This is a genomic window from Haemophilus parainfluenzae (assembly GCF_014931415.1).
In the GTDB taxonomy this organism is placed as follows: Bacteria; Pseudomonadota; Gammaproteobacteria; order Enterobacterales; family Pasteurellaceae; genus Haemophilus_D; species Haemophilus_D parainfluenzae_AF.
Genome location: NZ_CP063121.1, coordinates 617,464 through 643,613, shown reverse-complemented (window position 1 = coordinate 643,613; position 26,150 = coordinate 617,464). Strand labels below are relative to the sequence as shown.

General features: G+C 40.9%; 25 protein-coding genes and 1 tRNA gene. 9 read left to right on the top strand and 17 right to left on the bottom strand.

Annotation, left to right across the window (positions count from 1 at the left end):
- Positions 1–20: 20 nt before the first annotated feature.
- The 5 genes from INP93_RS03185 to waaA form a co-directional block, all read right to left on the bottom strand.
- Positions 21–114 (bottom strand) — tRNA-Ser (locus INP93_RS03185).
- A gap of 160 nt (positions 115–274) precedes the next feature.
- Positions 275–2,287, bottom strand: a complete 2,013-nt coding sequence (gene rep, locus INP93_RS03180; RefSeq protein ID WP_197545121.1) for a DNA helicase Rep — start codon at positions 2,285–2,287, stop codon at positions 275–277.
- A gap of 13 nt (positions 2,288–2,300) precedes the next feature.
- Positions 2,301–2,513, bottom strand: coding sequence for a YceK/YidQ family lipoprotein (locus INP93_RS03175; protein ID WP_049374416.1), 213 nt, complete (start codon positions 2,511–2,513; stop codon positions 2,301–2,303).
- Complete coding sequence (gene coaD / locus INP93_RS03170; protein ID WP_197545120.1) at positions 2,510–2,986, bottom strand: pantetheine-phosphate adenylyltransferase; 477 nt, start codon at positions 2,984–2,986, stop codon at positions 2,510–2,512. Before coaD ends, INP93_RS03175 begins: the two co-directional genes overlap by 4 nt.
- Entirely contained in the window at positions 2,983–4,278 is a 1,296-nt protein-coding gene (gene waaA, locus INP93_RS03165) for a lipid IV(A) 3-deoxy-D-manno-octulosonic acid transferase (RefSeq protein WP_197545119.1), read from the bottom strand. Before waaA ends, coaD begins: the two co-directional genes overlap by 4 nt.
- Before the next feature lie 61 nt (positions 4,279–4,339).
- Here waaA and INP93_RS03160 point away from each other — a divergent pair, with 61 nt between their 5' ends.
- Positions 4,340–5,098: a glycosyltransferase family 2 protein gene (locus INP93_RS03160; RefSeq protein WP_197545118.1), complete on the top strand. Its 759-nt coding sequence runs from the start codon at positions 4,340–4,342 to the stop codon at positions 5,096–5,098.
- 61 nt (positions 5,099–5,159) lie between these two features.
- Here INP93_RS03160 and tpiA read toward each other — a convergent pair whose 3' ends face one another.
- The gene (tpiA, locus tag INP93_RS03155; protein ID WP_197545117.1) at positions 5,160–5,927 is read right to left on the bottom strand and encodes a triose-phosphate isomerase; all 768 of its coding nucleotides are present in this window, start codon (positions 5,925–5,927) and stop codon (positions 5,160–5,162) included.
- Positions 5,928–6,125: 198 nt separating this feature from the next.
- On the opposite strand from tpiA, the gene INP93_RS03150 reads away from it, so the two are divergent.
- The gene (locus INP93_RS03150; protein ID WP_070868226.1) at positions 6,126–6,560 is read left to right on the top strand and encodes a GNAT family N-acetyltransferase; all 435 of its coding nucleotides are present in this window, start codon (positions 6,126–6,128) and stop codon (positions 6,558–6,560) included.
- The gene (gene xerC, locus INP93_RS03145; RefSeq protein WP_197545116.1) at positions 6,560–7,447 is read left to right on the top strand and encodes a tyrosine recombinase XerC; all 888 of its coding nucleotides are present in this window, start codon (positions 6,560–6,562) and stop codon (positions 7,445–7,447) included. Before INP93_RS03150 ends, xerC begins: the two co-directional genes overlap by 1 nt.
- A gap of 84 nt (positions 7,448–7,531) precedes the next feature.
- Here the strand turns inward: xerC and lptD are convergent, their stop codons facing one another.
- Genes lptD through INP93_RS03115 form a run of 6 tightly spaced genes read right to left on the bottom strand, consistent with a single transcriptional unit; the run spans position 7,532 to position 14,307 of the window.
- Entirely contained in the window at positions 7,532–9,874 is a 2,343-nt protein-coding gene (gene lptD / locus INP93_RS03140) for an LPS assembly protein LptD (protein ID WP_197545115.1), read from the bottom strand.
- A 46-nt stretch (positions 9,875–9,920) separates the two neighbouring features.
- Entirely contained in the window at positions 9,921–10,472 is a 552-nt protein-coding gene (locus tag INP93_RS03135; RefSeq protein WP_197545114.1) for a DNA-3-methyladenine glycosylase I, read from the bottom strand.
- Positions 10,469–11,287: a shikimate dehydrogenase gene (gene aroE, locus INP93_RS03130; RefSeq protein ID WP_197545113.1), complete on the bottom strand. Its 819-nt coding sequence runs from the start codon at positions 11,285–11,287 to the stop codon at positions 10,469–10,471. The genes INP93_RS03135 and aroE overlap by 4 nt, the downstream gene beginning before the upstream one ends.
- A gap of 3 nt (positions 11,288–11,290) precedes the next feature.
- On the bottom strand, positions 11,291–11,842 hold the full coding sequence (tsaC, locus tag INP93_RS03125; RefSeq protein WP_197545112.1) for an L-threonylcarbamoyladenylate synthase type 1 TsaC: 552 nt from the start codon (positions 11,840–11,842) through the stop codon (positions 11,291–11,293).
- The gene (locus INP93_RS03120; protein WP_197545111.1) at positions 11,839–12,381 is read right to left on the bottom strand and encodes a DNA topoisomerase family protein; all 543 of its coding nucleotides are present in this window, start codon (positions 12,379–12,381) and stop codon (positions 11,839–11,841) included. The genes tsaC and INP93_RS03120 overlap by 4 nt, the downstream gene beginning before the upstream one ends.
- Before the next feature lie 9 nt (positions 12,382–12,390).
- Complete coding sequence (locus INP93_RS03115; protein WP_197545110.1) at positions 12,391–14,307, bottom strand: ABC transporter ATP-binding protein; 1,917 nt, start codon at positions 14,305–14,307, stop codon at positions 12,391–12,393.
- A 138-nt stretch (positions 14,308–14,445) separates the two neighbouring features.
- Between INP93_RS03115 and INP93_RS03110 the strand changes: the two genes are divergently transcribed.
- Positions 14,446–15,483, top strand: coding sequence for an LLM class flavin-dependent oxidoreductase (locus INP93_RS03110; protein ID WP_005699151.1), 1,038 nt, complete (start codon positions 14,446–14,448; stop codon positions 15,481–15,483).
- A gap of 53 nt (positions 15,484–15,536) precedes the next feature.
- On the opposite strand, the gene glpE is transcribed toward INP93_RS03110, so the two are convergent.
- The 3 genes from glpE to ilvY are packed head-to-tail and all read right to left on the bottom strand — an operon-like array spanning position 15,537 to position 17,642.
- Positions 15,537–15,854 carry a thiosulfate sulfurtransferase GlpE gene (glpE, locus tag INP93_RS03105; protein ID WP_197545109.1) on the bottom strand — a complete coding sequence of 106 codons (318 nt, stop codon included), beginning with the start codon at positions 15,852–15,854 and terminating at the stop codon, positions 15,537–15,539.
- Entirely contained in the window at positions 15,844–16,731 is an 888-nt protein-coding gene (gene rarD, locus INP93_RS03100; protein ID WP_197545108.1) for an EamA family transporter RarD, read from the bottom strand. Before rarD ends, glpE begins: the two co-directional genes overlap by 11 nt.
- A 32-nt stretch (positions 16,732–16,763) precedes the next feature.
- Positions 16,764–17,642 carry an HTH-type transcriptional activator IlvY gene (gene ilvY / locus INP93_RS03095; protein WP_197545107.1) on the bottom strand — a complete coding sequence of 293 codons (879 nt, stop codon included), beginning with the start codon at positions 17,640–17,642 and terminating at the stop codon, positions 16,764–16,766.
- Positions 17,643–17,804: 162 nt separating this feature from the next.
- Between ilvY and ilvC the strand changes: the two genes are divergently transcribed.
- The 3 genes from ilvC to INP93_RS03080 all read left to right on the top strand — a co-directional run bounded on the left by ilvC (position 17,805) and on the right by INP93_RS03080 (position 22,323).
- Positions 17,805–19,286 (top strand): ketol-acid reductoisomerase, encoded by a 1,482-nt coding sequence (ilvC, locus tag INP93_RS03090; protein WP_197545106.1) that lies wholly within the window; start codon positions 17,805–17,807, stop codon positions 19,284–19,286.
- 71 nt (positions 19,287–19,357) lie between these two features.
- Positions 19,358–21,586 carry an autotransporter outer membrane beta-barrel domain-containing protein gene (locus INP93_RS09685; RefSeq protein ID WP_232087615.1) on the top strand — a complete coding sequence of 743 codons (2,229 nt, stop codon included), beginning with the start codon at positions 19,358–19,360 and terminating at the stop codon, positions 21,584–21,586.
- Between the two features lie 50 nt (positions 21,587–21,636).
- The gene (locus INP93_RS03080; RefSeq protein ID WP_197545105.1) at positions 21,637–22,323 is read left to right on the top strand and encodes an rRNA large subunit pseudouridine synthase E; all 687 of its coding nucleotides are present in this window, start codon (positions 21,637–21,639) and stop codon (positions 22,321–22,323) included.
- 2 nt (positions 22,324–22,325) lie between these two features.
- On the opposite strand, the gene INP93_RS03075 is transcribed toward INP93_RS03080, so the two are convergent.
- Both INP93_RS03075 and INP93_RS03070 read right to left on the bottom strand, forming a co-directional pair.
- Entirely contained in the window at positions 22,326–23,135 is an 810-nt protein-coding gene (locus INP93_RS03075) for a hypothetical protein (RefSeq protein WP_197545104.1), read from the bottom strand.
- A gap of 64 nt (positions 23,136–23,199) precedes the next feature.
- Entirely contained in the window at positions 23,200–23,883 is a 684-nt protein-coding gene (locus INP93_RS03070; protein WP_049369960.1) for a 2,3-diphosphoglycerate-dependent phosphoglycerate mutase, read from the bottom strand.
- Positions 23,884–24,070: 187 nt separating this feature from the next.
- On the opposite strand from INP93_RS03070, the gene envC reads away from it, so the two are divergent.
- Together envC and INP93_RS03060 are read left to right on the top strand one after the other, a co-directional pair.
- Positions 24,071–25,303, top strand: a complete 1,233-nt coding sequence (gene envC, locus INP93_RS03065; RefSeq protein ID WP_197545103.1) for a murein hydrolase activator EnvC — start codon at positions 24,071–24,073, stop codon at positions 25,301–25,303.
- Complete coding sequence (locus INP93_RS03060; RefSeq protein ID WP_197545102.1) at positions 25,303–26,145, top strand: divergent polysaccharide deacetylase family protein; 843 nt, start codon at positions 25,303–25,305, stop codon at positions 26,143–26,145. The genes envC and INP93_RS03060 overlap by 1 nt, the downstream gene beginning before the upstream one ends.
- Positions 26,146–26,150: the final 5 nt, after the last annotated feature.

Below are 26,150 nucleotides of genomic sequence, written 5' to 3'. Positions count from 1 at the left end.
TAAATAAAACTAACAACAAATGGCGGTGAGAGAGGGATTCGAACCCTCGATGGAGTTTTTGACCCCATACTCCCTTAGCAGGGGAGCGCCTTCAGCCTACTCGGCCATCTCACCACATTCGGTGTGTGGGCGGTATAATACGTTTTTTTGAAAATATGTCAAATCATTTTTTGAAAAAGCGATGTTGGTTGCTTGATTTATCTACATTTTGCATAAATAAAGTGCGGTTGAAAAAACAAATATATTTCTCACCGCACTTTAATTTTTATCATCTCTAGCCTTTTAAAATTGCCCGCAGACGATCAAGCTGACTAGAAGTTTGTTGTTGCTTCTGCTCTGCCGTTAATTTTGGCTTATCTTTTTCCCATTGCACATCATCTTGTGGCAACTCTGCCAAGAAACGACTCGGCTCTGGACGAATTAACTCACCAAACTGACGCCGTTCACGACAAAGAGAAAAAGTCAGCGTTTGTTGTGCCCTCGTGATGCCCACATAAGCTAGACGGCGTTCTTCTTCCACATTGTCTTCATCAATACTGGTTTGATGCGGCAAAATCCCCTCTTCCATACCGATTAAATACACATGAGGAAACTCTAAACCTTTAGAGGCATGCAGCGTCATCAATTGCACTTGATCACTCTCATCATCGTCTTCGCCTCGCTCCATCATATCGCGCAAGGTTAAACGGGTAACTACTTGATTTAAAGTCATCGGCTCATTCACCTCATCGCCTTTGAGCATCTCCTCTACCCAGCTAAATAAGGTTGCCACGTTTTTACTTTGCATTTCGGCGGCTTTCGGGCTGGTGGCATACTCATACAAATATTCTTCGTAATGCAATGAAGAGAGCAAAGAACGCACAGCGGTTTCAGGATCGGAACGTAAACTTTGATCGTTTAACTCCACAATCCAACGACCAAATTTTTGCAAGGCATCATAGGCTTTCGGTATAACACGTTGCATCAGTTCAAACTCAAAAATCGCCTCAAATAAACTGATATGTTTTTCCTGCGCCAACTCGCCTAGTTTTTGCAATGTTGCGGTACCAATTTCCCGTTTCGGTGTATTCACAATACGCAAAAAGGCCGCATCATCGTCTTGATTTACCACTAAACGCAAGTAGGCCATCATATCCTTAATTTCAGCGCGGGAGAAAAAAGACGTCCCGCCAGAAATTTTGTATGGAATACGGTTTTGCATCAGCACTTTTTCCAATAAGCGGGATTGATGGTTACCGCGATACAAAATCGCATAATCCTTAAATTTAGTTTTACGGCTAAAGCGATGGGCGATCAATTCTGCGACAATTCGTTCAGCTTCATGCTCTTCATTTTTTGCTTCAATGACTTGCAGTTTTTCACCTTCACCCAAGTTGGAAAAAAGCTTTTTGTCGAATACGTGCTCGTTGTTATCAATTAAAATGTTGGCACAATGCAAAATACGATGAGTGGAACGATAATTTTGTTCCAATTTGATGACTTGCAAACGCGGAAAATCATCACGCAAGCGCACCATATTTTGCGGTCGAGCACCGCGCCAAGAATAAATGGATTGGTCGTCATCTCCTACCACCGTAAAGCAAGCTCTCTCACCGACGAGTAATTTGATGAGTTCATATTGACTGGTGTTGGTATCTTGATATTCATCCACCAACAGATAGCGAATTTTCTCCTGCCATTTTGACCGCACTTCTTCGTTCTGCTTGAAAAGTAAAGTTGGCAACATAATCAAATCATCAAAATCCAACGCATTATAAGCACGGATTTGCGCCGCATAACGCTCATAACATTTTGCAAAGGTTTGATATTTGGCATCTTTCGCTAGGGCATAAGCCTGTTTTGGCGAAACCAAATCATTCTTCCAGTTGGAAATAACCGAGATTAATTCACGCAGTAAGTCTTTATCTTCCTGCAGCACATCTGCCGTCAGTTCTTTTAGTAAGGCAAGTTGATCGTGCTCATCAAACAAGGTCATATTTGATTTAAAGCCTAAAGCTTTATATTCCCGTTTGATAATGTCGAAACCTAAGGTATGGAAGGTGGAAACAATCAATCCTTTGGATTTTTCTTTACCAATGGAATGGGCGACACGCTCTTTCATTTCACGAGCGGCTTTGTTGGTAAAGGTTACTGCGGCGATCTGTTTAGGCAAATAACCACAATGTTCAATCAAATGAGCAATCTTATTGATGATCACGCGAGTTTTGCCAGAGCCTGCGCCAGCCAGCACCAAGCAAGGCCCGCTGACATATTCGACAGCCTGTTGTTGTTGAGGATTGAGTTTCATATCTTAATGCAAATTAATTTGACCAGGCATAAGGCAATAATGCGGTATCTAATAAAAATGACAGTGGCAAATCTAAAATAGGTAAGCCCCATTTTTGTGCCATCTCTAAATCATAAGCCGCACCAGCATAAGGTGTGTATTTTTCCGATGGATCGATTAATTTCACCACTGTACCACAACCTGTTAACGCTGAAAGAGCGGTTAAAATTAGAAGTGTTTTTTTCATTCACGACGTGCTTTTAAGGCTAAATAAACGGCTTCTGGCACCAGTTCTTTTACATCGCCATGATGCAAATAAATTTCTCGAACAATCGTGGAAGACACAAACGCCCATTTTTCTGTTGGAGGAAAAAATAAACTATCCACACCATCGGTTAATAAACGGTTTAATGCAGCCAGTTGTAATTCATATTCGAAATCTGTTGTTGTACGCACACCACGAATAATGGCAGTAATTTTTTTCGCTTTAATTTCATTCGCCAGTAAATCAGAGAATCCAAATACTTCCACATTAGACAAATGAGCGACCGATTGACGCACGAGCTCAACGCGTTCTTCCAATGAGAACAATGGCTTTTTGCTTGGACTATTCGCCACCGCGACAAAAACTTTCGGGAAAATGACCGCACTTCGCGCAATAATATCCAAATGCCCATTGGTAATCGGGTCAAACGTGCCAGGGTAAATTACGCTTGTCATTTATGGTTCTCCGAAATATTGGTTAAATAAGGATGAAGCAAATCTAAAAGTCGCTGTAATGCGCCACGATTTTCAATTAACACCTCATAGCCTGCATTGCCTAAACGCTGACGAGCCTCTTTTGAATTCAATAACTTATCAATAATCTCTGCCAACGCTTTTTCTGTTGAGTTGATTTGCAATACACCTTGCACCTCTAACAACGAGGTAAAAACTTCAGGGAAATTGAAGGTATACTTTCCACTCACAACGGGTAATTTAAACGCTAAAGGTTCAAGCGGATTATGTCCACCATGTTTAACCAAACTTCCGCCGACAAAGGCAATATCTGAAATACCATACATCAACATCAACTCACCCATAGTATCCCCTAGAATCACTTGGGTACTCTCTGAAGGAATCTCACCTGTTGAACGACGAATAAAGTTAAAGTTGGCTTTTTCAATTAAATCTGCCACCGGATTAAAACGTTCAGGATGACGAGGCACCAGCAATAACAATAAGTTTGGATGTTTTTTTAGTAACAAATGATGCGCTTGTAAAATAAGATCTTCTTCCCCTTCATGGGTGCTTGCCGCAATCCAAATCTGACGGTCTTTCGCCCAGCTCTCATGAAGTGTCGCAATGTCTTTGAGTAACTCGTCACTGACTACAAGATCATATTTAATATTACCAGTTAATTGCAGACGAGCTTTCTCATAACCTAACTCTAAATAACGCTTTCCGCTAATACTATCTTGCGGTGCAATCAAGCTGATTTGAGAAAACATTCGTTGTAGATGTTGTTTAACTTTGCCATAACGTCTCGCTGAACGCGCAGAAAGACGAGCATTCGCCACAATGAAAGGAATATTTCGATGAGCCAAACAATCAATCAAATTTGGCCAAAGCTCCGTTTCAATCACGATGAATACTTTAGGTTGAATAAAATCAATAAAACGATTGATGACACAAGGTAAATCGTAAGGCAAATAACAATGCGTCACACTTTCCCCGAATGCGGCTTTTACGCGTTCAGAGCCTGTTGGTGTAACCGTTGTAAACGTGATTGGTAAATGTGGATATTCCTTCTGAATACGTTTTACTAGCGGTGTAGCGGCAATCACTTCACCTACCGATGCAGCATGAATGACGACCCCATCTTCTGTAGGCTTAACAAGATTCGCATAAATACCATATCGTTCGCCTAAACGCTTACGATAATTCGGCGCCTTGAGACTTCGTAGCAACATGAAGAACAGGACAAAAGGCTGAATCAGATACATCAAGCAGGTATAAAAAAAACGCCACATAAAATAAATTCGGTTATACTTACAAAAATTTCGGCTAGTATAGCAAAAAAAGGATCAAAATATGCCAACAATTAGCGTTGCCATGATTGTCAAAAATGAAGCGGCAGATCTCGCTCAATGCCTCGATACGGTAAAAGATTGGGTAGATGAAATCATTATTGTCGATTCAGGCAGTACTGATAATACCCAAGAAATCGCTGAGCAATATGGTGCAAAATTTTATTCGCATCCTGATTGGCCAGGCTTTGGCAAACAACGCCAACGTGCACAACAATATGTCACCAGTGATTATGTTTTGTGGTTAGATGCCGATGAACGCGTCACTCCGAAACTTCGTGAATCCATTCAACAAGCGGTTCAACAAGATACGCCAAATACGGTTTATGATATTCCTCGTGTGAGTGAAGTGTTTGGGCGTGAGATTCGTCATTCAGGTTGGTATCCGGATTGTGTGGTGCGTTTATATCGCACAAATTATGCAGGATATAATGATTCTCTGGTACATGAAAAAGTGGTTTATCCTGAAAACACGAAAGTACAGAAATTAACTGGCGATCTGGAGCATTTCACCTACAAAAGTATTCATCACTATTTGGTGAAATCCGCGGGCTACGCCAAAGCTTGGGCAGATCAACGCCAAGCCAAGGGGAAAAAAGCAACGTTATGGCAAGGTATTAGTCATGCGATTGGCTGCTTTGTGAAAATGTACATTTTAAAAGCTGGTTTCTTAGATGGGAAACAAGGTTTTCTGCTTGCAGTACTTTCTGCCCACTCCACCTTTGTGAAATATGCTGATTTGTGGGAACGCAATCAACATTAATCAAAAACAAAAAGTGCGGTTAAAATTAACCGCACTTTTTATCTCTTTTAGAACAAGAAAATTAGTTTTTCGCTGCTGCCGCTGCTTTCACGATTACTGCAAACGCAGGCGCTTTAAGTGAAGCTCCGCCCACTAACGCACCATCGATATCTGGTTGAGTGAATAATTCTGCTGCGTTAGCATCATTTACTGAACCGCCATATTGAATGATCACTTGATCTGCTACAGCTTGTGATTTTGCTGCGATGTGGCCACGAATAAATGCGTGAACAGCTTGAGCTTGTGCTGGAGTTGCTGATTTGCCCGTACCGATTGCCCAAATTGGTTCGTAAGCAATCACTGCATCATTAAATGCTTCTACACCTAATGCATTGATGACTGCATCAATTTGACGCGCACATACTTCTTCAGTTTTACCTGCTTCGTTTTCAGCTTCAGTTTCACCGATACATAATACTGGCACTAAACCTGCTTCTTTTAATGCACCAAATTTTTTCGCGACGAATTCGTCGCTTTCTTTATGGTAAGTACGACGCTCAGAGTGACCGATAATGATATATTTTGCACCAAAATCTTTTAACATTTCAGTTGAAATATCACCTGTGAAAGCACCTTTAACATTCACATCAACGTTTTGTGCACCTAAAGCAATTTGGCTGCCTACAAGTGCCGCTTCAGCTGTACCTAAGTACATAACAGGTGGGGCAATTGCCACATCACAACCTGTTACACCTTGTAATTCAGCTTTTAATCCTTCGATTAATTCTTTGGTAAAGGCTTTAGAACCGTTTAATTTCCAGTTACCCATCACTAAAGGACGACGTGCCATTTTTGTTTCTCCATATTGAATAAATAAAAGTATGTTTACTATACCAAACTTTGAACAGATTTCTTTGTGCAAAATCACATTTTGAAAATTTTTTTGGGGAAATGATGATTATTTTGTGCTAAAAAGCTACAATCTACCGTACGGAACCGATAAAAAATAACCAATTTTATAAATAAACGGAAAATAGGTCTGGTAACAATGAAAATTTTCAAAGCCGAACAATGGAATATAGAAGTGCTTGCTCCACTCTTTGAAGCCTATCGACTTGCCAACGGAATGAGTGAAAATCCTGACCGCACTTTAACCTTTCTAACAAATCGTATGCGTTTTAATGAAAGCATGTTTTTTATTGCTGTAAACGAAAACGCACAGGCAATTGGTTTTGTTCAACTTTATCCTCGCTTATCTTCTTTACAACTACAACGCTATTGGCAATTAACTGATATTTTTGTCAAAGAAGATAAACATCAAGCCGAGATTTATGCAGCGCTTATTTCTAAAGCAAAAGAGTTTGTCCGTTATACACAATCTAACCGTTTAGTGGCGGAATTGAGCCAAGCTCAACAGAGTATTTTAGAACGCGAAGGATTTAAGCTAAACACGAAAAAAAGTTTGTTTGAATTAACTCTCTAATGCATACACTCCTCAATCAATATTGGGATTACTTGCGAATTGAACGCCAAGTAAGCCCACATACCCTCACCAATTATCAACATCAACTGGATGCCATTTTAGCGATTCTCGCTGAAAAAGGTATTCAGCACTGGCAGCAAGTAAATCCAAGCGTGGTTCGCCTTATTTTGGCGGAAAGCCGTAAGCAAGGTTTAAAAGAAAAGAGCTTGGCATTACGTTTATCTGCTCTTCGTCAGTTTTTCAGATATCTTGTACAACAAGGGCAAATGAAAGTGAATCCGGCAACAGGTATCTCCGCACCTAAACAAGGCAAACATTTACCAAAAAATATTGATGCCGAACAGGTCCAAAAATTGCTTTCAAATGACAGTAAAGATCCCATTGATTTGCGTGATCGTGCGATGATGGAATTGATGTATAGCTCAGGGCTTCGCTTATCTGAATTGCAAGGCTTAAACCTCAATAGCATTAACACACGTGTACGTGAAGTCAGAGTAATTGGTAAAGGAAACAAAGAACGTATTGTGCCTTTTGGACGCTATGCTTCTCATGCAATTCAGCAATGGTTGAAAGTACGCCCTTTATTTAATCCAAAGAATGACGCCCTTTTTGTGAGCCAACAGGGAAATCGCCTTACTCATCGCTCTATTCAAAAACGAATGGAAACCTGGGGCATTCGACAAGGATTAAACAGCCATCTCAATCCGCATAAACTGCGTCACTCTTTTGCCACTCACATGTTGGAAGCGAGTTCAGATTTGCGGGCTGTTCAAGAGCTTTTAGGACACAGCAATTTGTCCACCACGCAAATTTATACGCATTTAAATTTCCAACATCTTGCTGAAGTGTATGATCAAGCCCATCCTCGAGCAAAACGAAAAAAATAAACAAAGTGCGGTCAAAAATCATCGTCTTTTTTAACCGATCTTCTAAACAAAAAGGCTACCTTCTGGTAGCCTTTATTCATTTCACTATAAGCTAAACGCTTGAATATAAGGAAGTTTCCCTTTCTTCAGCATGTCTTCAATACCGCTTTGATGGTCATTTTCACCTAAACCACGTAATTCGAAGGTGACACCAACGCTGTTGTCATAAACCACTTGATCGTTACGTTGATTTTGGCGACTCGTCACATAACGTCTTGCGCCAACGCCTAAAGACCAACAGCACGAGTTATATTGCACGCCCACATATTGCTCAACCGGTTTTTTCAATGCAATATCTTGATAGTATTTTCCAACAAGAGCCCAGTTATCCGACACTTCCCATGCAGCCACAACACCAACCTGTTTAATATCTTGTTGGTAACGGTTAGCAGATGCACCTAAGTTTTGGTTGATATACTCTTTACTTGCATAACGATAATTTAACTGAATCAGATTGTTCTTCATCGGGTTAAATTCTAAACTGCTATTCGCTAAGGAGGCTTTATCTAACAATGTATCGTATTGGTAGCTACCTCGCCAATTCCATTTATCGCTAATTTTCCAGTTAGACTCTAAGGCCCAAGAAGAAGAGGATTTTGGCGTACGATTATTTGGATTATCGTCAATTTTTGATGCCGTTAAATAATAAATTTGTCCTGCTGAGAAATTGAAACGCTCATCGGCATTTTTATCATAAAAACGGGTTGTCCCCCCTACTGTCACCTGGTTTGCTGATGAAATACGGTCTAAACCACTATAACGACGATCTCGGAACAAAGAATAATAATCTTGTTGAACTAACGCGGAATCATAACCAAAACCAAGGTAATTATTTACACGTTTTGAACCGATATTACTTTGATCTTTGTATGGTCGATACAGATATTGAACATGAGGTTCAAGCGTTTGTGTATAACCATCAAATAAAGTTTTATTGCTCGCTAAAACCGTTTGTAAATCTACTTTTAATTGTGGCAATACACGATTTACCGATTTTTGTACGTCTTCCGCCGAAGAAGAAGAGCCTTTTTTCTGGTTATAATGGGTCGCGTAAAGTTTAGTCTCAATATTCAAGCTACCATATTTATTTGACATCGCTGTTGCCAAACTTGGTTCAACATGAAAACGCCATGCTGTCGGCATCAAGGTACTATCATTATCAAAACGTACTGCTTGTGAGAATAACTTGAAATCTACCCAACCGTTCGCTAAATCATTTTTGTAATAATTAAAGTCGATTTGTGGCATTGCACGGTAAGGCCCCACTGAAACCTCATCAAAAATTTGGAATTGACGCGCAGAAATCGCAAAGTTGTAATTTGGTTTATAGTAAGCAATACGAGCATATTGGTTTGCGTAACCATCAGTACTGCTACCATAATCGGAATCAAAATCGGTAAAATAACGTTTATCGCTCACTTTTGTGTAATCGATGTTTAAACGCCAGTTTTCAAGAAAAGAAGAATGATGTTTCCAATAGAATAAATGACGCTTACGGCTATCGCTAGTATATTCATCATAACGATCACGTCCTAAATATTCTCCCGCAAGTTTACCTTCACCAACGGGTGTCAAATAACGAAATTCACCATTTAATTGCCAGCCACGGCGTGACATATATTTTGGTGCAAATGTAGCATCGTAATTTGGTGCAATGTTCCAATAAATTGGCTGTTTATACCAATAACCATCACGGCTAGAATGACCGACTGTTGGCATTAATAAACCTGAACGGCGGCGATCACCAATCGGTAATTGTAGATAAGGAGTGTAGAACACTGGCACACCTAATACTTTAAAACGTGCATGCCAAAATTCAGCATATTCTTCTTTGATGTGCTGACGAATCTCAGAGGCATCGACCGCCCACGCATTATCATCTGGCAAACAAGAGGTAAATGTTGCGTTTTTCATTAAGCGGTAATCATCACCTAACTCGATTTCTTGTGCTTTACCGCGACCTTGACGTCCTACAAGCTGGTAGTCTGCATCGGTGACGTTACCGTTTTTACTATCTAAATTAAAACTCGCATCATTACCTAATAGATTAATTTGATTATCTTTATAATCAAATCCGCCTCGCAAATAAGCCCAACGTTGAGTTTGATTGCCCTCACCTGTTTGCTTGACTTCAACTGAATTCCCTACCAAATGGCGGTTTCCTTGTTTCAAATCCACATTGCCTTGATAAATTGCCTGAGTTGGCTGATTAATCTCTGCTTTATCTGCTTCAATATAAACCGGCAAATTATTGACATCACCTTTCACGACCTCACCAGTAAAATGAGGCACACCAAGCAAACATTGAGCATGCAGATCGGCCAAACTTTGTTGACTATAAAGTGCGGTCAGAATTGAGATTGAAATTAAGGTATATTTTTTATTCATAATTCAGTTCTTATTCAGATGAAATTAGAGGGATTATACTGGAATATCATTTACAACAACAGCCATTTATATGGTCATTGACTAACCCCATAGATTGCATAAAGGCATAACACATCGTTTCCCCAACAAAGACAAAACCACGTTTTTTCAACGCTTTTGACATTGCTTTTGAGATTTCAGTTCTAGCGGGCACCACAGAAATATCGGGGACATCATTAATAATCGGTTGATGATTCACAAACGACCACACAAAATCACTGAAATTTTCACCGCACTTTTCCATGGCTAAATAGGCTTTGGCATTTTTCACAATGGCTTCCAGTTTTGCCCGATGGCGAATAAGTCCGGCATTTTCCATGCAACGATCAATATCCTGTGCGGTCATTTGCGCGATTTTGGCAGGATCAAATTGATGGAACGCAGCCCGATAGGCTTCGCGTTTTTTCAATACGGTAATCCATGAAAGCCCCGCCTGTTGCCCTTCTAAACAGATCTTTTCAAACAGCTTTTGGCTATCAAATTGTGGCTTGCCCCATTCCTTATCGTGGTAGTCGATATAAATCGGAAGTTCGCCTACCCAAGGGCATCTTGTACTCATGCCATATCCTTTTTGAGTTGTTCATAGATTGCGACAAAATCGGGCATCACCCCACGCCATAAATAAAATGAATGGGCGGCTTGCGCCACCAACATACCAAAACCATCGCTGACATTATTCAGACCTAAGGATTTACAGTAGGCAATAAAAGGCGTGTCACCACCTTTGGCATATTGCATGTCATAACAGGCGTGGACCTCTGATAAGATTGAGGCATCAACAGCGGCGGTATGTCCGCTTAATCCGGCCGAAGTTGCATTGATCACTAAATCGTAGGTTTGCGCGGGAATCGCATCCATTGCGACAGCTTCAATTGTGCCGTAAGGCTTGAACTTATCTGCCAGTTGTTGCGCTTTTTCTAGGGTGCGGTTAGCCAAGACAATCTGCTGCTGTGCTTCCAATAAGGGGAGTAAGACCCCTTTGGTTGCCCCGCCGGCACCTAAAATTAAAATACGTTGTTGTGGCTGAATCCAATCTAAGCGTTGTAAATCCGTCACTAAACCAATGCCATCGGTATTGTCCGCATAGAGTTTGCCGTTAGATAATTTTTTTAGTGTATTACAGGCTTCTGCCAGTTTTGCCCGTTCGCTATGTTCTTCAGCGAGCGCATAGGCGCGTTCTTTAAATGGTGCGGTGATATTGCAACCTTGCGCTCCTGCAGCAAAAAAGGCCTGTAATTGCTGCTCAAAATCGTCAAGGTCACCTAATTTGGCAACATATTCCATCGTTTGCTGGGTTTGTGTGGCAAATAAGCTGTGAATTAACGGAGATTTACTTTGGGCAATCGGATTGCCCCAAACGGCATAGTGCTGCATATCTTATCCTTGTCTGAAAAGTTGGTTTGTGAGCAAATCGCGAATTTCCGATGGATTTTGTGCTTGGCCGACTGCATCATCAAGTACGGGAAAATCTGCCCCAAATTGGGAACGCACGGCATCTGCGCTGCGGCAAGGTGATTTACCAGTTAAGTTGGCGCTGGTCGAGGTGAGAGCAAAGCCTGTTTTTTCGCATAAGGCTTTGACGGCAGGATGAGTACATAAACGCACCGCAATGCTATCAAATTGCCCCGTCAGAAAATGTGGGACTTCTGCCTTTGCTGGCACTACCCAGGTGATTGGATGTTCATATTGTGCCTGTAAGCGTGCGAGCTGTTCGTTAGATAAACAGGGAAAATCAACAAAAGGCTGCAAAAAATGCAAGCTTGGCGCGACTAAAATAAGGCCTTTTTCAATCGGACGCTGTTTTAAATCAAGCAATTTTCTGACCGCACTTTCACTTAGCGGATTGCATCCCAAACCGAATACAGCCTCAGTAGGATAGGCAACGACTTCGTCTTGCATTAAACGGGCGGCAATTTGTTCTACATTCATTTTTCGTTCTCAAAAATATGTCGACAGCCTTTATTCGCGCATTGCCAGACTTGCTGTTCGGCATTTTCACTTTTTAATAGCGCAAGTGGAAAATGGCATTGTGGACAAGGCATGGCATAGGGTTTTGCCGGTAAGGAAAATTTGCAATGGGGAAAGTTATCGCAACCATAAAAGATTTTCCCTTGTCGTCCGCGACGGGCGACTAAATGCCCTTTATGGCATTCCGGACAGTCAATGGATTGTTCTTCATCCTGTTGCTCATGCACCACAAAATCACAATCGGGATAATGGCTGCAACCGATGAACATGCCAAAGGCACCTTGTTTGAGTTGGAGTGGATTGCCACATTGCGGGCAGGTTTCGTCAAGCTCTTTCAACACCTTATGTTCCACCCTATTTAGTGGACGCAAATAATCACAGGCGGGATATGCGGTACAACCTAAAAACAGACCCTTTTTGCCCTGTTTCATTTGCAAAGGTGCGCCGCATTGTGGGCAATATTCTTCGTGTTTTGTGTGTTGGAAAAGACTTTGACTCATACGCTGTCCCTATGCTTGTAGCATTGCTTCCAATTCTTCCTGGGCCGCTAACCAATCCATTTCGACTTCTTCCAAGGCTTTTTTCATCTCTACTTGCTGTGCCAAAAGTGCGGTCAATTTTTCTTTATTTTCCGCGCTGTAGAGTTCGGAATCTGCCAATTGGTTTTCAATCTCCGCAAGTTTAGAGGCATGTTTATTCATTTTTTCCTCCAATTGAGAGATTTGTTTACGAAGAGGCGCAGTTTGTTGGCGAAGTTCAGCCTCACGACGTTTTTGTTCCTTGCGGTTTTGCATGGAATTTTCATTGTCGTCGTTTTTCTCCGAGGATTTATTTTCTTGTGCGCTATTTTGTTCACTCAGCCACTTTTGATAATCCTCTAAATCGCCTTTGAATTCTTCCACTTTTTTATCGTGTACCAAATAGAATTCTTCCACGGTATTACGTAGTAAGTGGCGATCGTGAGAAACCACCACCAAAGATCCTTCGTAATCCACCAGCGCTTCGGTTAATGCCTGACGCATATCCAAATCCAAATGGTTGGTTGGTTCGTCGAGCAGTAATAGGTTTGGACGTTGCCAAACAATCAGTGCAAGCACCAAACGAGCTTTTTCTCCACCAGAAAAGGCTTTCACCTCTTGGTTAACTTTATCACCATGAAACGCAAAACTCCCAAGATAATCCCGTACCTGTTGCTCCGTTTGCTCTGGTGCGAGTTTCTGCATGTGCCAGAGAGCGGATTCATCTGCACGTAGCGTATCAAGCTGATGTTGAGCAAAATAGCCAAGTTGCACGCCTTTAGCTAATTGCACTGTACCAGAAAGGGCGGTGAGCTCGCCGGCTAACAATTTAATTAGGGTTGATTTACCTGCACCATTTTTCCCGAGCAAACCGATGCGCGAACCCGGTACTAAATTCAGTTTAATTTTACTTAAAATTTCTACCGCACTTTCACCGCTGCCATAACCTGCGCTCGCCTGCTCAATCATCACTAAAGGATTCGGTAAGGATAGTGGAGGACGGAATTCAAAAGTAAAAGGATTATCCACATAAGCCGGTGCAATTAGTTCCATGCGCTCTAAGGCTTTCATGCGGCTTTGTGCTTGTTTAGCTTTAGTCGCTTTGGCTTTAAAACGGTCGATATATTTTTGTAAATGGGAAATTTTTTGTTGTTGCTGACGATACATCGCCGTTTGTTGTGCCAGTTTGGTTGCCCGTTGCACTTCAAAGGAAGAATAATCGCCCGTGTATTCGTTGAGCTTCTGATTTTCGATATGAAGAATTTTCGTCACAATTGGATCGAGAAAATCACGGTCGTGGGAAATTAGTACCAAGGTGCCTTGATATTGCACTAACCAACGTTCTAACCAAATCACTGCATCCAAATCCAAATGGTTGGTTGGCTCATCCAGTAATAATAAATCCGATGGACAAAGCAATGCTTGCGCCAAATTTAAACGCATCCGCCAACCACCAGAGAAGGATTTCACCGGTTGAGCGATTTCTTCTTGGTTAAAACCTAAACCATGCAATAAGGAAGCCGCGCGAGATTGAATTGTCCAAGCATCTAAGGTTTCTAATTGCCCGTGAATACGCGCAATTGCATGGCCATCATTACGTTCATTGGCTTCATTAAGTTCCTGCTGCAAACGGCAATATTCGCGATCCCCTTGAATCACATAATCAATGGCGGGAATATCCAATGCTGGCGTTTCTTGATTCACCCAAGATACCCGCCAGTTAGATGGATAAGTGACCTCGCCGCCCTCTGGCGTTAATTCTTTTTTTAATAGGGCAAAAAGAGAAGACTTACCGCAACCATTCTTACCTACCAAACCGACTTTTTGTTTCGGATTAATAGTTGCCGTGGCATTCTCGAGCAATTCGGTTTGCCCGCGCTTTAGGGAAATATTATTAAATACAATCATTTTTTCGAATACATCTGAATTTGTGCTTATTTTGCAATATTTTTCCTTTTCTCGGAACAGCCTATTCCAATTTTATCGATATTTCTGCCAGAAAAACCAAGTATAATAACGCTCACAAATCAATCATGAGGAAATAAAATGAAGCTCTCTATTCTTAATCTTGCCCCCGTTCGGGAAGGGCAAACTTATTTGCAAGCCGTTGAGTCTATGGTCAATCTTGCAAAACATGCTGAAAACATCGGCATTGAACGCTATTGGATTGCTGAGCATCATAATATGAAAAATTTGGTGAGTTCTGCGACCGCACTTTTAATTCAGCATACGCTAGCCAATACGAAGACCCTGCGCGTTGGCTCAGGTGGCGTGATGTTACCGAATCATTCGCCTTATGTGGTAGCAGAGCAATATGGCACACTGGAGACGCTTTATCCAAACCGTGTTGAACTCGGTTTAGGGCGTGCGCCAGGAACGGATATGCAAACGGCTGCAGCTCTTCGTCGTGGACGAAACAGCCTAGATTTCCCTGCGGAAATTGCGGAACTTCGCGGTTACTTTAAAGATTGCAACCCGGTTTCTGCGTACCCTTCCGCAGGCTTGAATATACCGTTTTATATTTTGGGATCCAGCACCGAAAGCGCGTATCTTGCGGCAGAACTTGGCTTGCCTTATGCCTTTGCCTCACACTTTGCACCACGTATGATGGAAATGGCAGTGGAGATTTACCGCAAAAACTTCAAACCATCGACCTATCTTGCTGAGCCTTATGTCATCTTAGGTGTGAACGCGATCGTTGCCGAAACCGATAAAGAAGCGAGACAACTGGCGACAACACAAACACTATTTTTCTTAAACGTAGTGACTAACGCGCAACAAAATTTACAACCACCAATGGCATCAGAAGAAGACGTTTGGAAAGCCCAAATGCATGCTCAAAAGAAACCGCACTTTGGACCAGTCGATTTCGAGGAAATCCCAATTTACAACCAAGAACGCGCAGTGGTGGAACAAATGACTGCTTGTTCACTGATCGGTAGTCCTGAAAGCGTGGAATTTCAACTCAAGCAACTACGTGAACGGGTACATTTTGATGAAATTATGGCGGTAAGCTATATTTTTGATGAGAAAAAACAAGCTCAATCTTACACGATGTTGAAAGCGATTGTGGATAAGCAATAGCGAGACAAGAAGAAAAGTGCGGTAAATTTCACCGCACTTTAAATCAAAAAATACTAATAAGCCGTTTCTATCGGTAAACCAGCTTTTACCCAACCATCAAATCCACCAATGACACTAAACACATTTTCATAGCCTTGTTCAACGAGGAAAGTCGCCACATTTCGGCTGCTCACGCCATGATAACAACTCACGATAATCGGGGAGTCAAAATCCACCAGTTCTTCAAATTGTAAAAAGCTTTGGTTAGTTAAATGAAACGCCCCTTTCGCATGGGAATAGGTAAAACGTTGAGGGTCCCGAACATCAGCAAGCATGGCGCCATTTTGCATCATCTCCCAAGCTTGTTCTGGGCTAATTTCTTTAAACGACATGGTTTGTTCCTTTTGCGCGCTGTTTATACACGCCATCAAAAATAATCAGGCTCATCGCCAATACCAAACAAATGAATAACGGATAGCTGTCCGCATCCATTTCCTCTCCAATTAAAAATGAAATAATCACCATCAAAATGGTTTCAACATAACCTAGAAGGCCAAGTAAATTCATCGGCAGCATATTGCTGGCAATCACGTAAGCAATCAATGCTGAACCACTAATGAGCCCGAGCAATACCAATAATCCCCAAATATTAGGATTCGATTCCTGCACGGTGGCAAAATCAGTTTGAAGGGCAAAGTAAACGCTAACCGGCAATAATGCGATCATTTCTAAGCAAAAAGCACCAAGATCGGTATTTTTTAAGGCTTTTCGTATCGAGAAGTAGGTGGTGTAACCCACACAGATAACAATGGCCTCCCAAGATAATCCGCCTTTTAAAATGATGTTAGAGATCACTCCTACTGCTGCAATTAACACGGCAATGAATTTCAATGTTGAAATTCGTTCTTTAAAAATGATCCGTCCTGCGGCCACCATCACAATTGGCAACAATAAATAACCGAAAGAAACACTTAGGGAGCTGCCATTATTGGGTGCCCACAAAAAGAGCCACATTTGATAACCCATTAATGCGCCACAGGTGATATAGGAAAGGGCAAAGAGCGGTTGTTTTTTGATGCGTTTTATATGTTCCACTAATGCCTGTTTTTGCTTAAACATGATGACGGAAAGGGCAACGAAAGGGAATGTAAACAGCATTCGATAGCCGAAAATATCCGTGCCACTGAGCGGTTTCAGTAACGTGGAAAAATAATACATATAGCCAAATAAAAGCGAGGCTAAAAGTGAAATAAGTATGCCTCTTAACATAATAAATCCTTAGGTTAATTCTGCTTATTATTTTAGTCTAACATCTCCCAAAATGCACGAATTAGGGGGTTCGCTAAATTTCTTTTTTGCACACAAACACCTAAATCAAACGCCTCAACGGGATTGTCTAAATTTAAACGAGACACGTCTTTTGACATAGGGTTATTATCAATCACCACATCCGGCAACATCGCTAATCCAAAACCAAGTGCCACCATTGGCACAATGCCTTCATGACCTGCCACAGTAGCATAAATTTTGGGATGTTTAATGTGTTTGCTACGTAGCCATTGTTCGATACGCTGACGTGCCATTCCATCTAACGGCAAAATGAAAGGCATTTGCTGCCAATTGATAGGTTCTTCTTGTAATAATTGTGTGGCTAAACAAGCGACTCGAGGCGCAATTAATGAAAGGGAAATATCATCAATCTTATAAAACTCTAATCCGGCCGGCAGATTATTCGGTTTTCCCGCCAAAGCGAGATCCACTTGTTCCGATTGAATGAATTGTACCGCTGAAGCGGGGTCACCAGTTGTCAGTTGAATTTCAACTTTCGGATAACGCGTACGAAACTTGGCTAACACCTGTGGCAAGTGGCTATATGAAGCGGTTACTGAGCAAAATAAGCGTAATTCTCCGCTTAATTCCGCTGAATTATCCCGCAGTTGGCGCTTAAACTGTTGCCAGTTTTGCCATTCTGCTTTCGCAAATTGCAGAAATTTCTCACCTTGTTCGGTTAAGCGTACTTGCCGATTATCACGAATAAATAAAGGTTGTTCTAACTCCTCTTCCATGCGTTGAATCTGGCGTGAAAGCGTGGATGGTGACATATGATTTTGCGTAGCGGTTTTAGCAAAATTTTGTGTATCAGCAAGATGAAGAAATATTTTGAGGTCTTGAAAGTTCATATGTATAGTTAAAAGTAAATAGCATTGCAAAAATTGCAACACTAAGTGCGAATAATATCACTTTACGCAACGACTAAAAACCTTATAATCCACTTCGCAACAAAAAACTATATTCAAACACAACCTCATACACATTAATCAACATCATAGAAAGGATGAAAAATGGCTAACTATTTCAACACATTAAATTTACGCGAAAAATTAGATCAATTAGGTCGTTGTCGTTTTATGGATCGCAACGAATTTGCTGACGGTTGCAACTACTTAAAAGGCAAAAAAATCGTTATCGTAGGTTGTGGTGCGCAAGGTTTAAACCAAGGTTTAAATATGCGTGACTCTGGCTTAGACATTTCTTATGCATTACGTCCAGAAGCGATTGCAGAAAAACGTGCTTCATTCCAACGTGCAACTGAAAACGGCTTTAAAGTGGGTACTTACCAAGAGTTAATCCCAACTGCAGACTTAGTGATCAACTTAACACCAGACAAACAACACTCTAAAGTGGTGGCAGATGTAATGCCATTAATGAAAAAAGATTCAGCATTCGGTTACTCACACGGTTTCAACATTGTTGAAGTGGGTGAGCAAATCCGTGAAGACATCACTGTGGTGATGAGTGCACCAAAATGTCCAGGTACTGAAGTGCGTGAAGAATACAAACGTGGTTTCGGTGTACCAACATTAATCGCGGTTCACCCTGCAAATGACCCACGTGGTGAAGGTATGGCAATTGCGAAAGCATGGGCAGCTGCAACCGGTGGTGACCGTGCAGGTGTATTAGAATCTTCATTTGTTGCAGAAGTAAAATCTGACTTAATGGGTGAACAAACCATTCTTTGCGGTATGTTACAAGCAGGTTCTATCGTATGTTACGACAAATTAGTTGCCGACGGTAAAGATCCAGCATACGCAGGTAAATTGATCCAATACGGTTGGGAAACCATTACCGAAGCCTTAAAACAAGGCGGTATCACATTAATGATGGATCGCTTATCAAACAGCGCAAAATTACGTGCATTTGAACTTGCTGAGCAAATCAAAGAAAGCCTTGGTTTCTTATATTACAAACACATGGATGACATCATCAGCGGTCACTTCTCAGCAACTATGATGGCTGACTGGGCAAATGGCGACAAAGATTTATTCGCATGGCGTGAAGCAACTGGCAAAACTGCCTTTGAAAATGCACCAAAAGCAGACGGCATCAAAATTTCTGAACAAGAATACTTTGATAACGGTGTATTAATGGTTGCAATGGTGAAAGCAGGTGTTGAATTAGCCTTTGATGCGATGGTGGCAAGCGGTATCTATGAAGAATCAGCTTATTATGAATCACTTCACGAATTACCGTTAATCGCTAACACTATCGCGCGTAAACGTTTATACGAAATGAACGTGGTCATTTCTGATACTGCAGAATACGGTAACTACTTATTCTCTAACGTAGCAACCCCAATTCTTGCTAAAGAAATCATCCCAACCTTACAAAAAGGTGATTTAGGTGAACCAACACCAGCAGTTGCTATCGACAACATCACTTTACGCGATGTAAACGATGCAATCCGTAACCACCCAGTTGAATTAATTGGTCAAGAGTTACGTGGTTATATGACAGATATGAAACGTATCGCAGTTGCAGGTTAATTATTAAATCGGTAAAATTCAAGCCAACTTATTCAATAAGTTGGCTTTTTTTATAATCCCAAGGAATTAATATGAAAAACAATAAAATTTTTAACCGCACTTTTAAAATGAGTTTAGTCGCTGCAGCTCTTGGATTGGTAAATTCAGCTCTAGCAGCCGATGTGGCTTGTAATAGTAATGGCGTGACAATTACTGGACAAAGTGGAGCCATGTTGAATCAATGTTCGATTAATCCAACCAGTCCAACAAATGATCCTGAATGGGGGTCTCTATCTGCAGTAACAATGATAAACTCAAGCGGACAATTAAATAATGTTAATGCTTCACTATCTATTCCAGCAAATAGACACCATTCTTTTGCGGTAATGAATATCACCAATTCCACAACTGAAATCAATGGTGGAAATTATAGTATTACTAATCCTAACAAGGCAGACTCAGCAGGCTATTTATTTGAGTTAAATAATTCAACAGTAACAATGCAAAACTCAAAAGTTTTGATAAGTGATAACAACCAAGACTCCATATTAGAGGCATTTGCTCTGAATCAGAAGAGTAAATTAACATTAAACAATGTGAATATAACATCAAACAATGATAGTTCTATTTTTGTATATGAAGCGGAGAATCAAGCTCGACCAGAATTGATCGTTAATAATTCCAATGTTTCAATTCCTCAAGGTGGAATCATTGGTTTAAGATCTGGGGTGGGTGAAGTTATCAACAGCCACTTCTCTGCGACTTTTAATAACTCAACAATAAGTGGTTTTGCGCTCACTGGTGCTGAAAGCATCAAGTTAAGTGGTACAGAAAGCCTTACAGAAAACATCCAACTAACCTTTAATAATTCTACTGTTTCTGGAGTTACTACTACCGACAGCAATAGCGTGCTCAACTTAAACTTAAATAATAGCAATTGGACAACTAAAGCTTTCACTGATGAAGATGGCGTGGTTCAAACGACAAGTTTAACTAATTTGGTTCTTAATAATGGCGTAGTAAATCTAGCCAATGATAACTACCAAGGTATCATTGTTCGTGGCAATCTCACCGGCTCAGGCACATTCAATCTAAACACGAATATCGCTGAAAACAAAAGCGATAAAATCGTTATCAAAGGTACAGCTGAAGGTAATCATAAAATTGGTGTCACTAACCAAGGCGCAAATGTTGATAACGGCAAAGTGACACTTGTAGAAACCAATGGTGGTAATGCGGCGTTTAGCTTAACTAACCCAAACAATCGTGTGGATTTAGGGGCTTACCAATATTTCCTCACAAAAGAAGGAAATAATTGGGTGTTAGTGCATTCTCAGAAAGCATTAGATTCAACGAGTTCTGTAGAAACTAATGTTCCAGACAATACTGGATCTAATAACGCCGCCTCAAATAATCCAAATGTGCCAGATTATACATCGATCCCTAAAAAACCATTGCTTACAAACTTATCAAATATTCAAGTTTCTCTTCGCCAAGCACAATTGCTTTTAGTGGAAGATGACTTAAGTGGCATCCATCAACGTCTAGGCGAAGTGAAAAACGGTGAAAAAGGCAATGTATGGGTTCGCAATGTAAATTCTCGCCAAAAATTAGCCGCACTTTCTACTGGTAAGAGTGAAACTTCTGGCTTTAAACAAAACGTACATAGCTTGCAAGTGGGCGCTGATACGGCTGTAACAGATAACCTCCGTGTTGGTGGATTTGTTGGTCGTAGCCAAGCTAATGTTGATTTCAATGGTCATTACGGTGATGGTAAAGTAAGAAGCAACAGCGTGGGCTTATATGCAGCTTACCTTGCAGATAACGGTATTTATGTAGATAACATCGTGAAATACAGCCGTTTACACGCTAACTCAAATCACACTGAAAAACGCCATTACAACGCTTATACGATTTCGAGTGAATTAGGCAAACGCTTTACTCTTGCGAACGATTGGACAATCACACCGCAAGCACAATTAGCGTGGACACATATTTCATCACAAGAGAATGAAGATAGCTTATCTTCTGTGTATTCTCGAATTGGTTTACGTATAGCCAAAGGCTTTGCATTAAGTAATGGTTGGAATTTACAACCTTATGCTGAAGTAAATGCGATTACGAGTAAAAACCGTAGCAGTAAAATTCATTACGGCAAGGATGCGCTTGATGTTGCAAGCAGCCGTGGACGTTTTGAAAGTGCGGTCGGTTTAAATGCGGGATTTACAAATCATCGTTTTGGTTTAGAAGTAAGCCGTGCTGACGGTAAAAACTTCGATAAACCTTATGCAATTCAAGCGGTTTATCGCTATCAATGGTAATATAAAAGGGCGGAGTAAAATCCGCCTTCTCTTTTTACTAAATAAATAATATGTCTAAATCTTTCCCTTCTCGCTCATTTACAACCAAACGAACGGCAAAATCCACTCGTTCATTTAAGCCAAAAGCGAAGCCACTTACATTAGAACAAACAATCGTTGTTTTATTTAACAAACCGTTTGATGTACTGACACAATTCACCGATGAAAATAGCCGAGCTACGTTAAAAGATTTTATTGCTATTCCTAATGTGTATTCGGCAGGACGATTGGATCGTGATAGCGAAGGGCTGCTGATTTTAACGAATAATGGTGAAGTGCAGCATCGCTTGGCAGATCCAAAGTTTAAAACTGAAAAGACATATTTTGTGCAAGTGGAAGGTATTCCTGAAGAGTCCGACTTAGACAAACTCCGCAAAGGCGTTGAATTAAAAGATGGAATGACGAAGCCGGCAAAAGTGCGGTTGATTTCAGAACCAGATTTTCTCTGGCCTCGCAACCCACCTATTCGTGAACGTCAAAGTATTCCAACGAGCTGGCTGGAGATCAAAATTAGTGAAGGGCGTAATCGACAAGTGCGTCGAATGACGGCACATATCGGCTTTCCTACATTGCGTCTCATCCGTTATCAAATGAGTCATTTAACACTTGATGGATTAAGCAACGGTGAATATCGCTGTTTGAATGAAGAAGAAATGCGTGCGTTATTTAAACAACTTCATTTAAATAACGCACGTTAAGATTAGAAACGTTGAGCGGGTTGTGCGTTTTCAACTTGCACGAAAAAGCCTTTATCATTCAAGATAATGCTGTAATCGGTAACATATTTAACGCCATTGGTTTCCACTATCGCATTACAGCTGCGAATGCCTTGTTGTGGATAAGATTGCGTTTCTCGGGCTTGCGAGATTTGTTTCACTGTCATTTGGGTGTTAGTAGCAGCACCTTGTTTTTTAAAGGCATCAGATAATACCGCAAAAACTTTTGAATCATTACATCTTGGTACGACGACGGATTTTGTCACCATACTGGCTGTTTTTTGTGCGACAGCATCTACTTTCTTTTCAGTCACTTTTTCAACAGCTTTGGGCTCCGCTTTCTTCACTTCAGTTTTAACTGCTGGTGTTTTTTTAGCCATCACCTTTTCAGGTTTCGCTGATTCTTTAACTGCACTTTGCTTGCTTTTCACTACCGTCTTTTTGTCTTTTACCGCCGTTTGTTTAGTTTTTTCTACTGGCTGTTTGCCTTTCGTTTTTGTCGGCTCTGTTTTGTCGGCTTTATTTGTCGTTTTATTTTTTCTTTTTTCTTTTTTCGTTACCGCTTTTTTCGCTTCAACAATTTTAGCTGGCTTTTTCACTTCTGCTTTTTTGGCATCAGCTTTCTTTTTCGCTGTTTTAGCTACGGTTTTAGGTGTAGTGGCTTTCTTGGCTTCCACTTTTTTAACTGCCGTTTTCACTGATTTAGTTTGAGTTGATTTTGCCGTATGATTTGGCGATGCTGCAAAGGCCAAAACAGGTAACAAGGCAAAAATCACCGCGAGTAATTTTTTCATCCTTTATTCTCCTTAAACAAAAAGTGCGGTCAAAATTAACCGCACTTTGAAATTCACTTATAAATTAAAGATAGTAGTGTTCTACGTAGTTTAATTTATCGTCAAGTTTTAACACTAACGGTTGACCGGTTGGGATTTCAAAATCCATGATTTCCGCATCAGAAATACCGATGATGTGTTTTGCTAATGCACGAAGTGAGTTACCGTGTGCCACCACTAAAACACGTTTACCAGAAAGCATTGCTGGAGCAATTTGGTCTTCCCAGAATGGTAATGCACGTTCTAAGGTTAATTTTAAGTTTTCTGCATTTGGTATAACATCAGACGGAATGTTTGCATAACGACGATCATTATGTGCAGAATTTGGATCTTTCGGATCTAAATCTGGAGGAGAAATATCATAAGAACGACGCCAGATATGAACTTGTTCATCACCGTATTTCTCTGCTGTTTCTTTTTTATCTAAGCCTTGTAATGCACCATAGTGACGCTCATTTAAACGCCAGTTTTTCACTTGAGGAATCCATAATTGGTGAGATTCTTCTAACACGATGTTACAGGTTTTGATTGCACGAGTTAAAACAGAAGTGAAGGCAATATCAAATTCATAGCCTTTCTCGAACAATTTTTTACCCGCAGCTTTTGCTTCTTCTACGCCGCGCTCGGTTAAATTCACATCACGCCAACCGGTGAACAAATTTTTTGCGTTCCACTCACTGAAACCGTGACGAATGAATACTAATTCCATAAGGATCTCCTAAGTATTAATAAAAAAATGAATGGCTCTTTTATAGCAAAAAATCGTTATGTTTAAAAGCAAAAAGGCGGTATTTACTGATCTTTCGCAAAAAATCGCCTGTAAACTTTTAGCCACTCAAAAATAATGCTAGTATTTAAACTTTATTCGTCCCTTAATTTCTCTCAAGTTTAGATGTATGCAGCAAAGCAATCGTAGAAAAAAAATCTTATCAAAACTGACCGCACTTTTGGCTTGCGGTCTGCTTGGCTTTTCATCTTTCGCGCAAGGCAACGATCTCAACCAAATTCAAAAACAAATTAAACAACAAGAATCGAAGATCGCCGAGCAAAAACGCGCACAAGCTAAACTCCAAGCCAGTCTTAAAGATCAAGAAAGCAAAATTAACAGCGTTGTCGGTGAATTACGTGAAACAGAATTAAGTTTGCAAGAAATCCGCAAGCAAATGGCGGAAACGGAAAAGCAAATCAAGCAATTAGAAAAGCAAGAGCGTGTGCAAAAAGCGAAGCTCGCGCAACAAATAGATGCCATCTATCGCTCAGGTGTCAATCCTTCTACCTTGGAAAGAATGCTTTCGGAAGATGCCAAAAAAGCGGAACGCATGAAAGTGTATTATCAGCACTTAAACCAAGTTCGCATTGATATGATTAACAATCTGAAAGCGACACAAGAGAATTTAGCGAAACAACGCGAAGCGATTTCAGGGCAACAAAAAAACCATCGCGAGCAACTTTCTACGCAAAAGAAACAACAGCTAGAATTACAAAAAGCACAACAAGAACGTCAATCTACGTTAAATGAACTCAATAAAAACTTAACGAAAGATCAGAATAAATTGGAAACGTTGAAAGCGAACGAAAATGCCCTTCGCCAAGAAATTCAACGTGCTGAACAAGCCGCTCGCCAACAAGAACAACGTGAGCGTGAAGCCCTTGCTCAGAAAAAACAAGAGGAAGAAAAACGGACCTCAAAACCTTATCAACCAACTGATCAAGAACGTAAGTTGATTAACAGCACCAGTGGTTTAGGTACGGCTGCACGTCAATACAGTCGTCCCGTTTCCGGTCCGACATTGCATTCCTTTGGTTCAATCCAAGCGGGAGAAGTGCGTTGGAAAGGTATGGTTATCGGCGCACCAACGGGTACCGCGGTAAAAGCTATTGCAAGTGGTCGTGTCATTCTAGCGGGTCATCTTAATGGCTATGGTTATATGGTGATTGTGAAACACGGCGACAGCGACTTGAGCTTATATGGTTTCAACCAAGCGGTATTTGTGAAACAGGGTCAGCTGGTGTCTGCGGGACAGACCATTGCGCAAGTAGGTAATACGGGTGAGCTCTCTAAACCGGCACTTTACTTTGGAATTAGCCGTAAAGGGGTGCCTGTGAATCCAGCTGGGTGGATTAAATAATGGCGGCATTCTTTCAAAGTGCGGTCAAAAATACGCTCATTTTTTCAACCGCACTTTTCTCTGCTTTTACTTTTGCACAGGGCAAACTAGCTATTGTGATTGATGACATTGGCTATCATCCGAAAGAAGATGCTGAGGTTTTAGCCATGCCAAAAGAAATCTCCGTTGCGATTATTCCTGCTGCGCCCTATGCCAAAATTCGCAATCAAGAAGCGAAAGCACAAAATCACGATATTCTTATTCATATGCCAATGCAGCCTGTCAGCAATATTAAAATTGAAGAAGGTGGTTTGACTTTAGGCTTGTCTGAAGCGCAAGTGAATGAGCGAGTGAAAAAAGCTAAATCTATTGTGCCCAATGCTATCGGAATGAATAATCATATGGGCAGTGCAGCCACAGCCGATGCCACATTAATGACTTATTTAATGTCCGCACTTCGCGAGCAGCATTTATTCTTTTTAGATAGCCGTACTATCGGAAAATCAGTTGCGGGAAAAATAGCAAAAGAACAAGGCGTACGTGTATTAGATCGCCATGTGTTTTTAGATGACAGTGATAATTTGGCAGATGTTCAACGCCAATTTCAAAGTGCAATTCAATATGCGCGTAAACATGGCACAGCCATTGCTATTGGACACCCTCGCCCAAATACTGTAGCCGTATTAAAATCAGGAATAAAGAATTTACCCGATGATATTCAATTAGTCAGCATGGGAAGCTTGTGGCGAAATGAAAAAATCTTACCACCTAAACCATTTATCTTAATTTTTAATGATATTCCTGCGCCAACCTCAGTTGCGCCATTTGAGCCAATTCCTTTATTACGGGGTGTGCCGAGATAAATAAA

Excerpts from the sequence above, each read along its gene's own strand:
- INP93_RS03150 (WP_070868226.1), top strand. The coding sequence starts at position 6,126 with ATGAAAATTTTCAAAGCCGAACAATGGAATATAGAAGTGCTTGCTCCA.
- INP93_RS03160 (WP_197545118.1), top strand. The coding sequence starts at position 4,340 with ATGCCAACAATTAGCGTTGCCATGATTGTCAAAAATGAAGCGGCAGAT.
- INP93_RS03175 (WP_049374416.1), bottom strand. The coding sequence starts at position 2,513 with ATGAAAAAAACACTTCTAATTTTAACCGCTCTTTCAGCGTTAACAGGT.
- envC (WP_197545103.1), top strand. The coding sequence starts at position 24,071 with ATGCAGCAAAGCAATCGTAGAAAAAAAATCTTATCAAAACTGACCGCA.
- lptD (WP_197545115.1), bottom strand. The coding sequence starts at position 9,874 with ATGAATAAAAAATATACCTTAATTTCAATCTCAATTCTGACCGCACTT.
- ilvC (WP_197545106.1), top strand. The coding sequence starts at position 17,805 with ATGGCTAACTATTTCAACACATTAAATTTACGCGAAAAATTAGATCAA.
- INP93_RS03070 (WP_049369960.1), bottom strand. The coding sequence starts at position 23,883 with ATGGAATTAGTATTCATTCGTCACGGTTTCAGTGAGTGGAACGCAAAA.
- INP93_RS09685 (WP_232087615.1), top strand. The coding sequence starts at position 19,358 with ATGAAAAACAATAAAATTTTTAACCGCACTTTTAAAATGAGTTTAGTC.
- INP93_RS03075 (WP_197545104.1), bottom strand. The coding sequence starts at position 23,135 with ATGAAAAAATTACTCGCGGTGATTTTTGCCTTGTTACCTGTTTTGGCC.
- coaD (WP_197545120.1), bottom strand. The coding sequence starts at position 2,986 with ATGACAAGCGTAATTTACCCTGGCACGTTTGACCCGATTACCAATGGG.
- INP93_RS03135 (WP_197545114.1), bottom strand. The coding sequence starts at position 10,472 with ATGAGTACAAGATGCCCTTGGGTAGGCGAACTTCCGATTTATATCGAC.
- waaA (WP_197545119.1), bottom strand. The coding sequence starts at position 4,278 with ATGTGGCGTTTTTTTTATACCTGCTTGATGTATCTGATTCAGCCTTTT.
- INP93_RS03060 (WP_197545102.1), top strand. The coding sequence starts at position 25,303 with ATGGCGGCATTCTTTCAAAGTGCGGTCAAAAATACGCTCATTTTTTCA.
- tsaC (WP_197545112.1), bottom strand. The coding sequence starts at position 11,842 with ATGAATGTAGAACAAATTGCCGCCCGTTTAATGCAAGACGAAGTCGTT.
- INP93_RS03120 (WP_197545111.1), bottom strand. The coding sequence starts at position 12,381 with ATGAGTCAAAGTCTTTTCCAACACACAAAACACGAAGAATATTGCCCA.
- aroE (WP_197545113.1), bottom strand. The coding sequence starts at position 11,287 with ATGCAGCACTATGCCGTTTGGGGCAATCCGATTGCCCAAAGTAAATCT.
- INP93_RS03080 (WP_197545105.1), top strand. The coding sequence starts at position 21,637 with ATGTCTAAATCTTTCCCTTCTCGCTCATTTACAACCAAACGAACGGCA.
- tpiA (WP_197545117.1), bottom strand. The coding sequence starts at position 5,927 with ATGGCACGTCGTCCTTTAGTGATGGGTAACTGGAAATTAAACGGTTCT.
- glpE (WP_197545109.1), bottom strand. The coding sequence starts at position 15,854 with ATGTCGTTTAAAGAAATTAGCCCAGAACAAGCTTGGGAGATGATGCAA.
- xerC (WP_197545116.1), top strand. The coding sequence starts at position 6,560 with ATGCATACACTCCTCAATCAATATTGGGATTACTTGCGAATTGAACGC.
- INP93_RS03115 (WP_197545110.1), bottom strand. The coding sequence starts at position 14,307 with ATGATTGTATTTAATAATATTTCCCTAAAGCGCGGGCAAACCGAATTG.
- rep (WP_197545121.1), bottom strand. The coding sequence starts at position 2,287 with ATGAAACTCAATCCTCAACAACAACAGGCTGTCGAATATGTCAGCGGG.
- ilvY (WP_197545107.1), bottom strand. The coding sequence starts at position 17,642 with ATGAACTTTCAAGACCTCAAAATATTTCTTCATCTTGCTGATACACAA.
- INP93_RS03110 (WP_005699151.1), top strand. The coding sequence starts at position 14,446 with ATGAAGCTCTCTATTCTTAATCTTGCCCCCGTTCGGGAAGGGCAAACT.
- rarD (WP_197545108.1), bottom strand. The coding sequence starts at position 16,731 with ATGTTAAGAGGCATACTTATTTCACTTTTAGCCTCGCTTTTATTTGGC.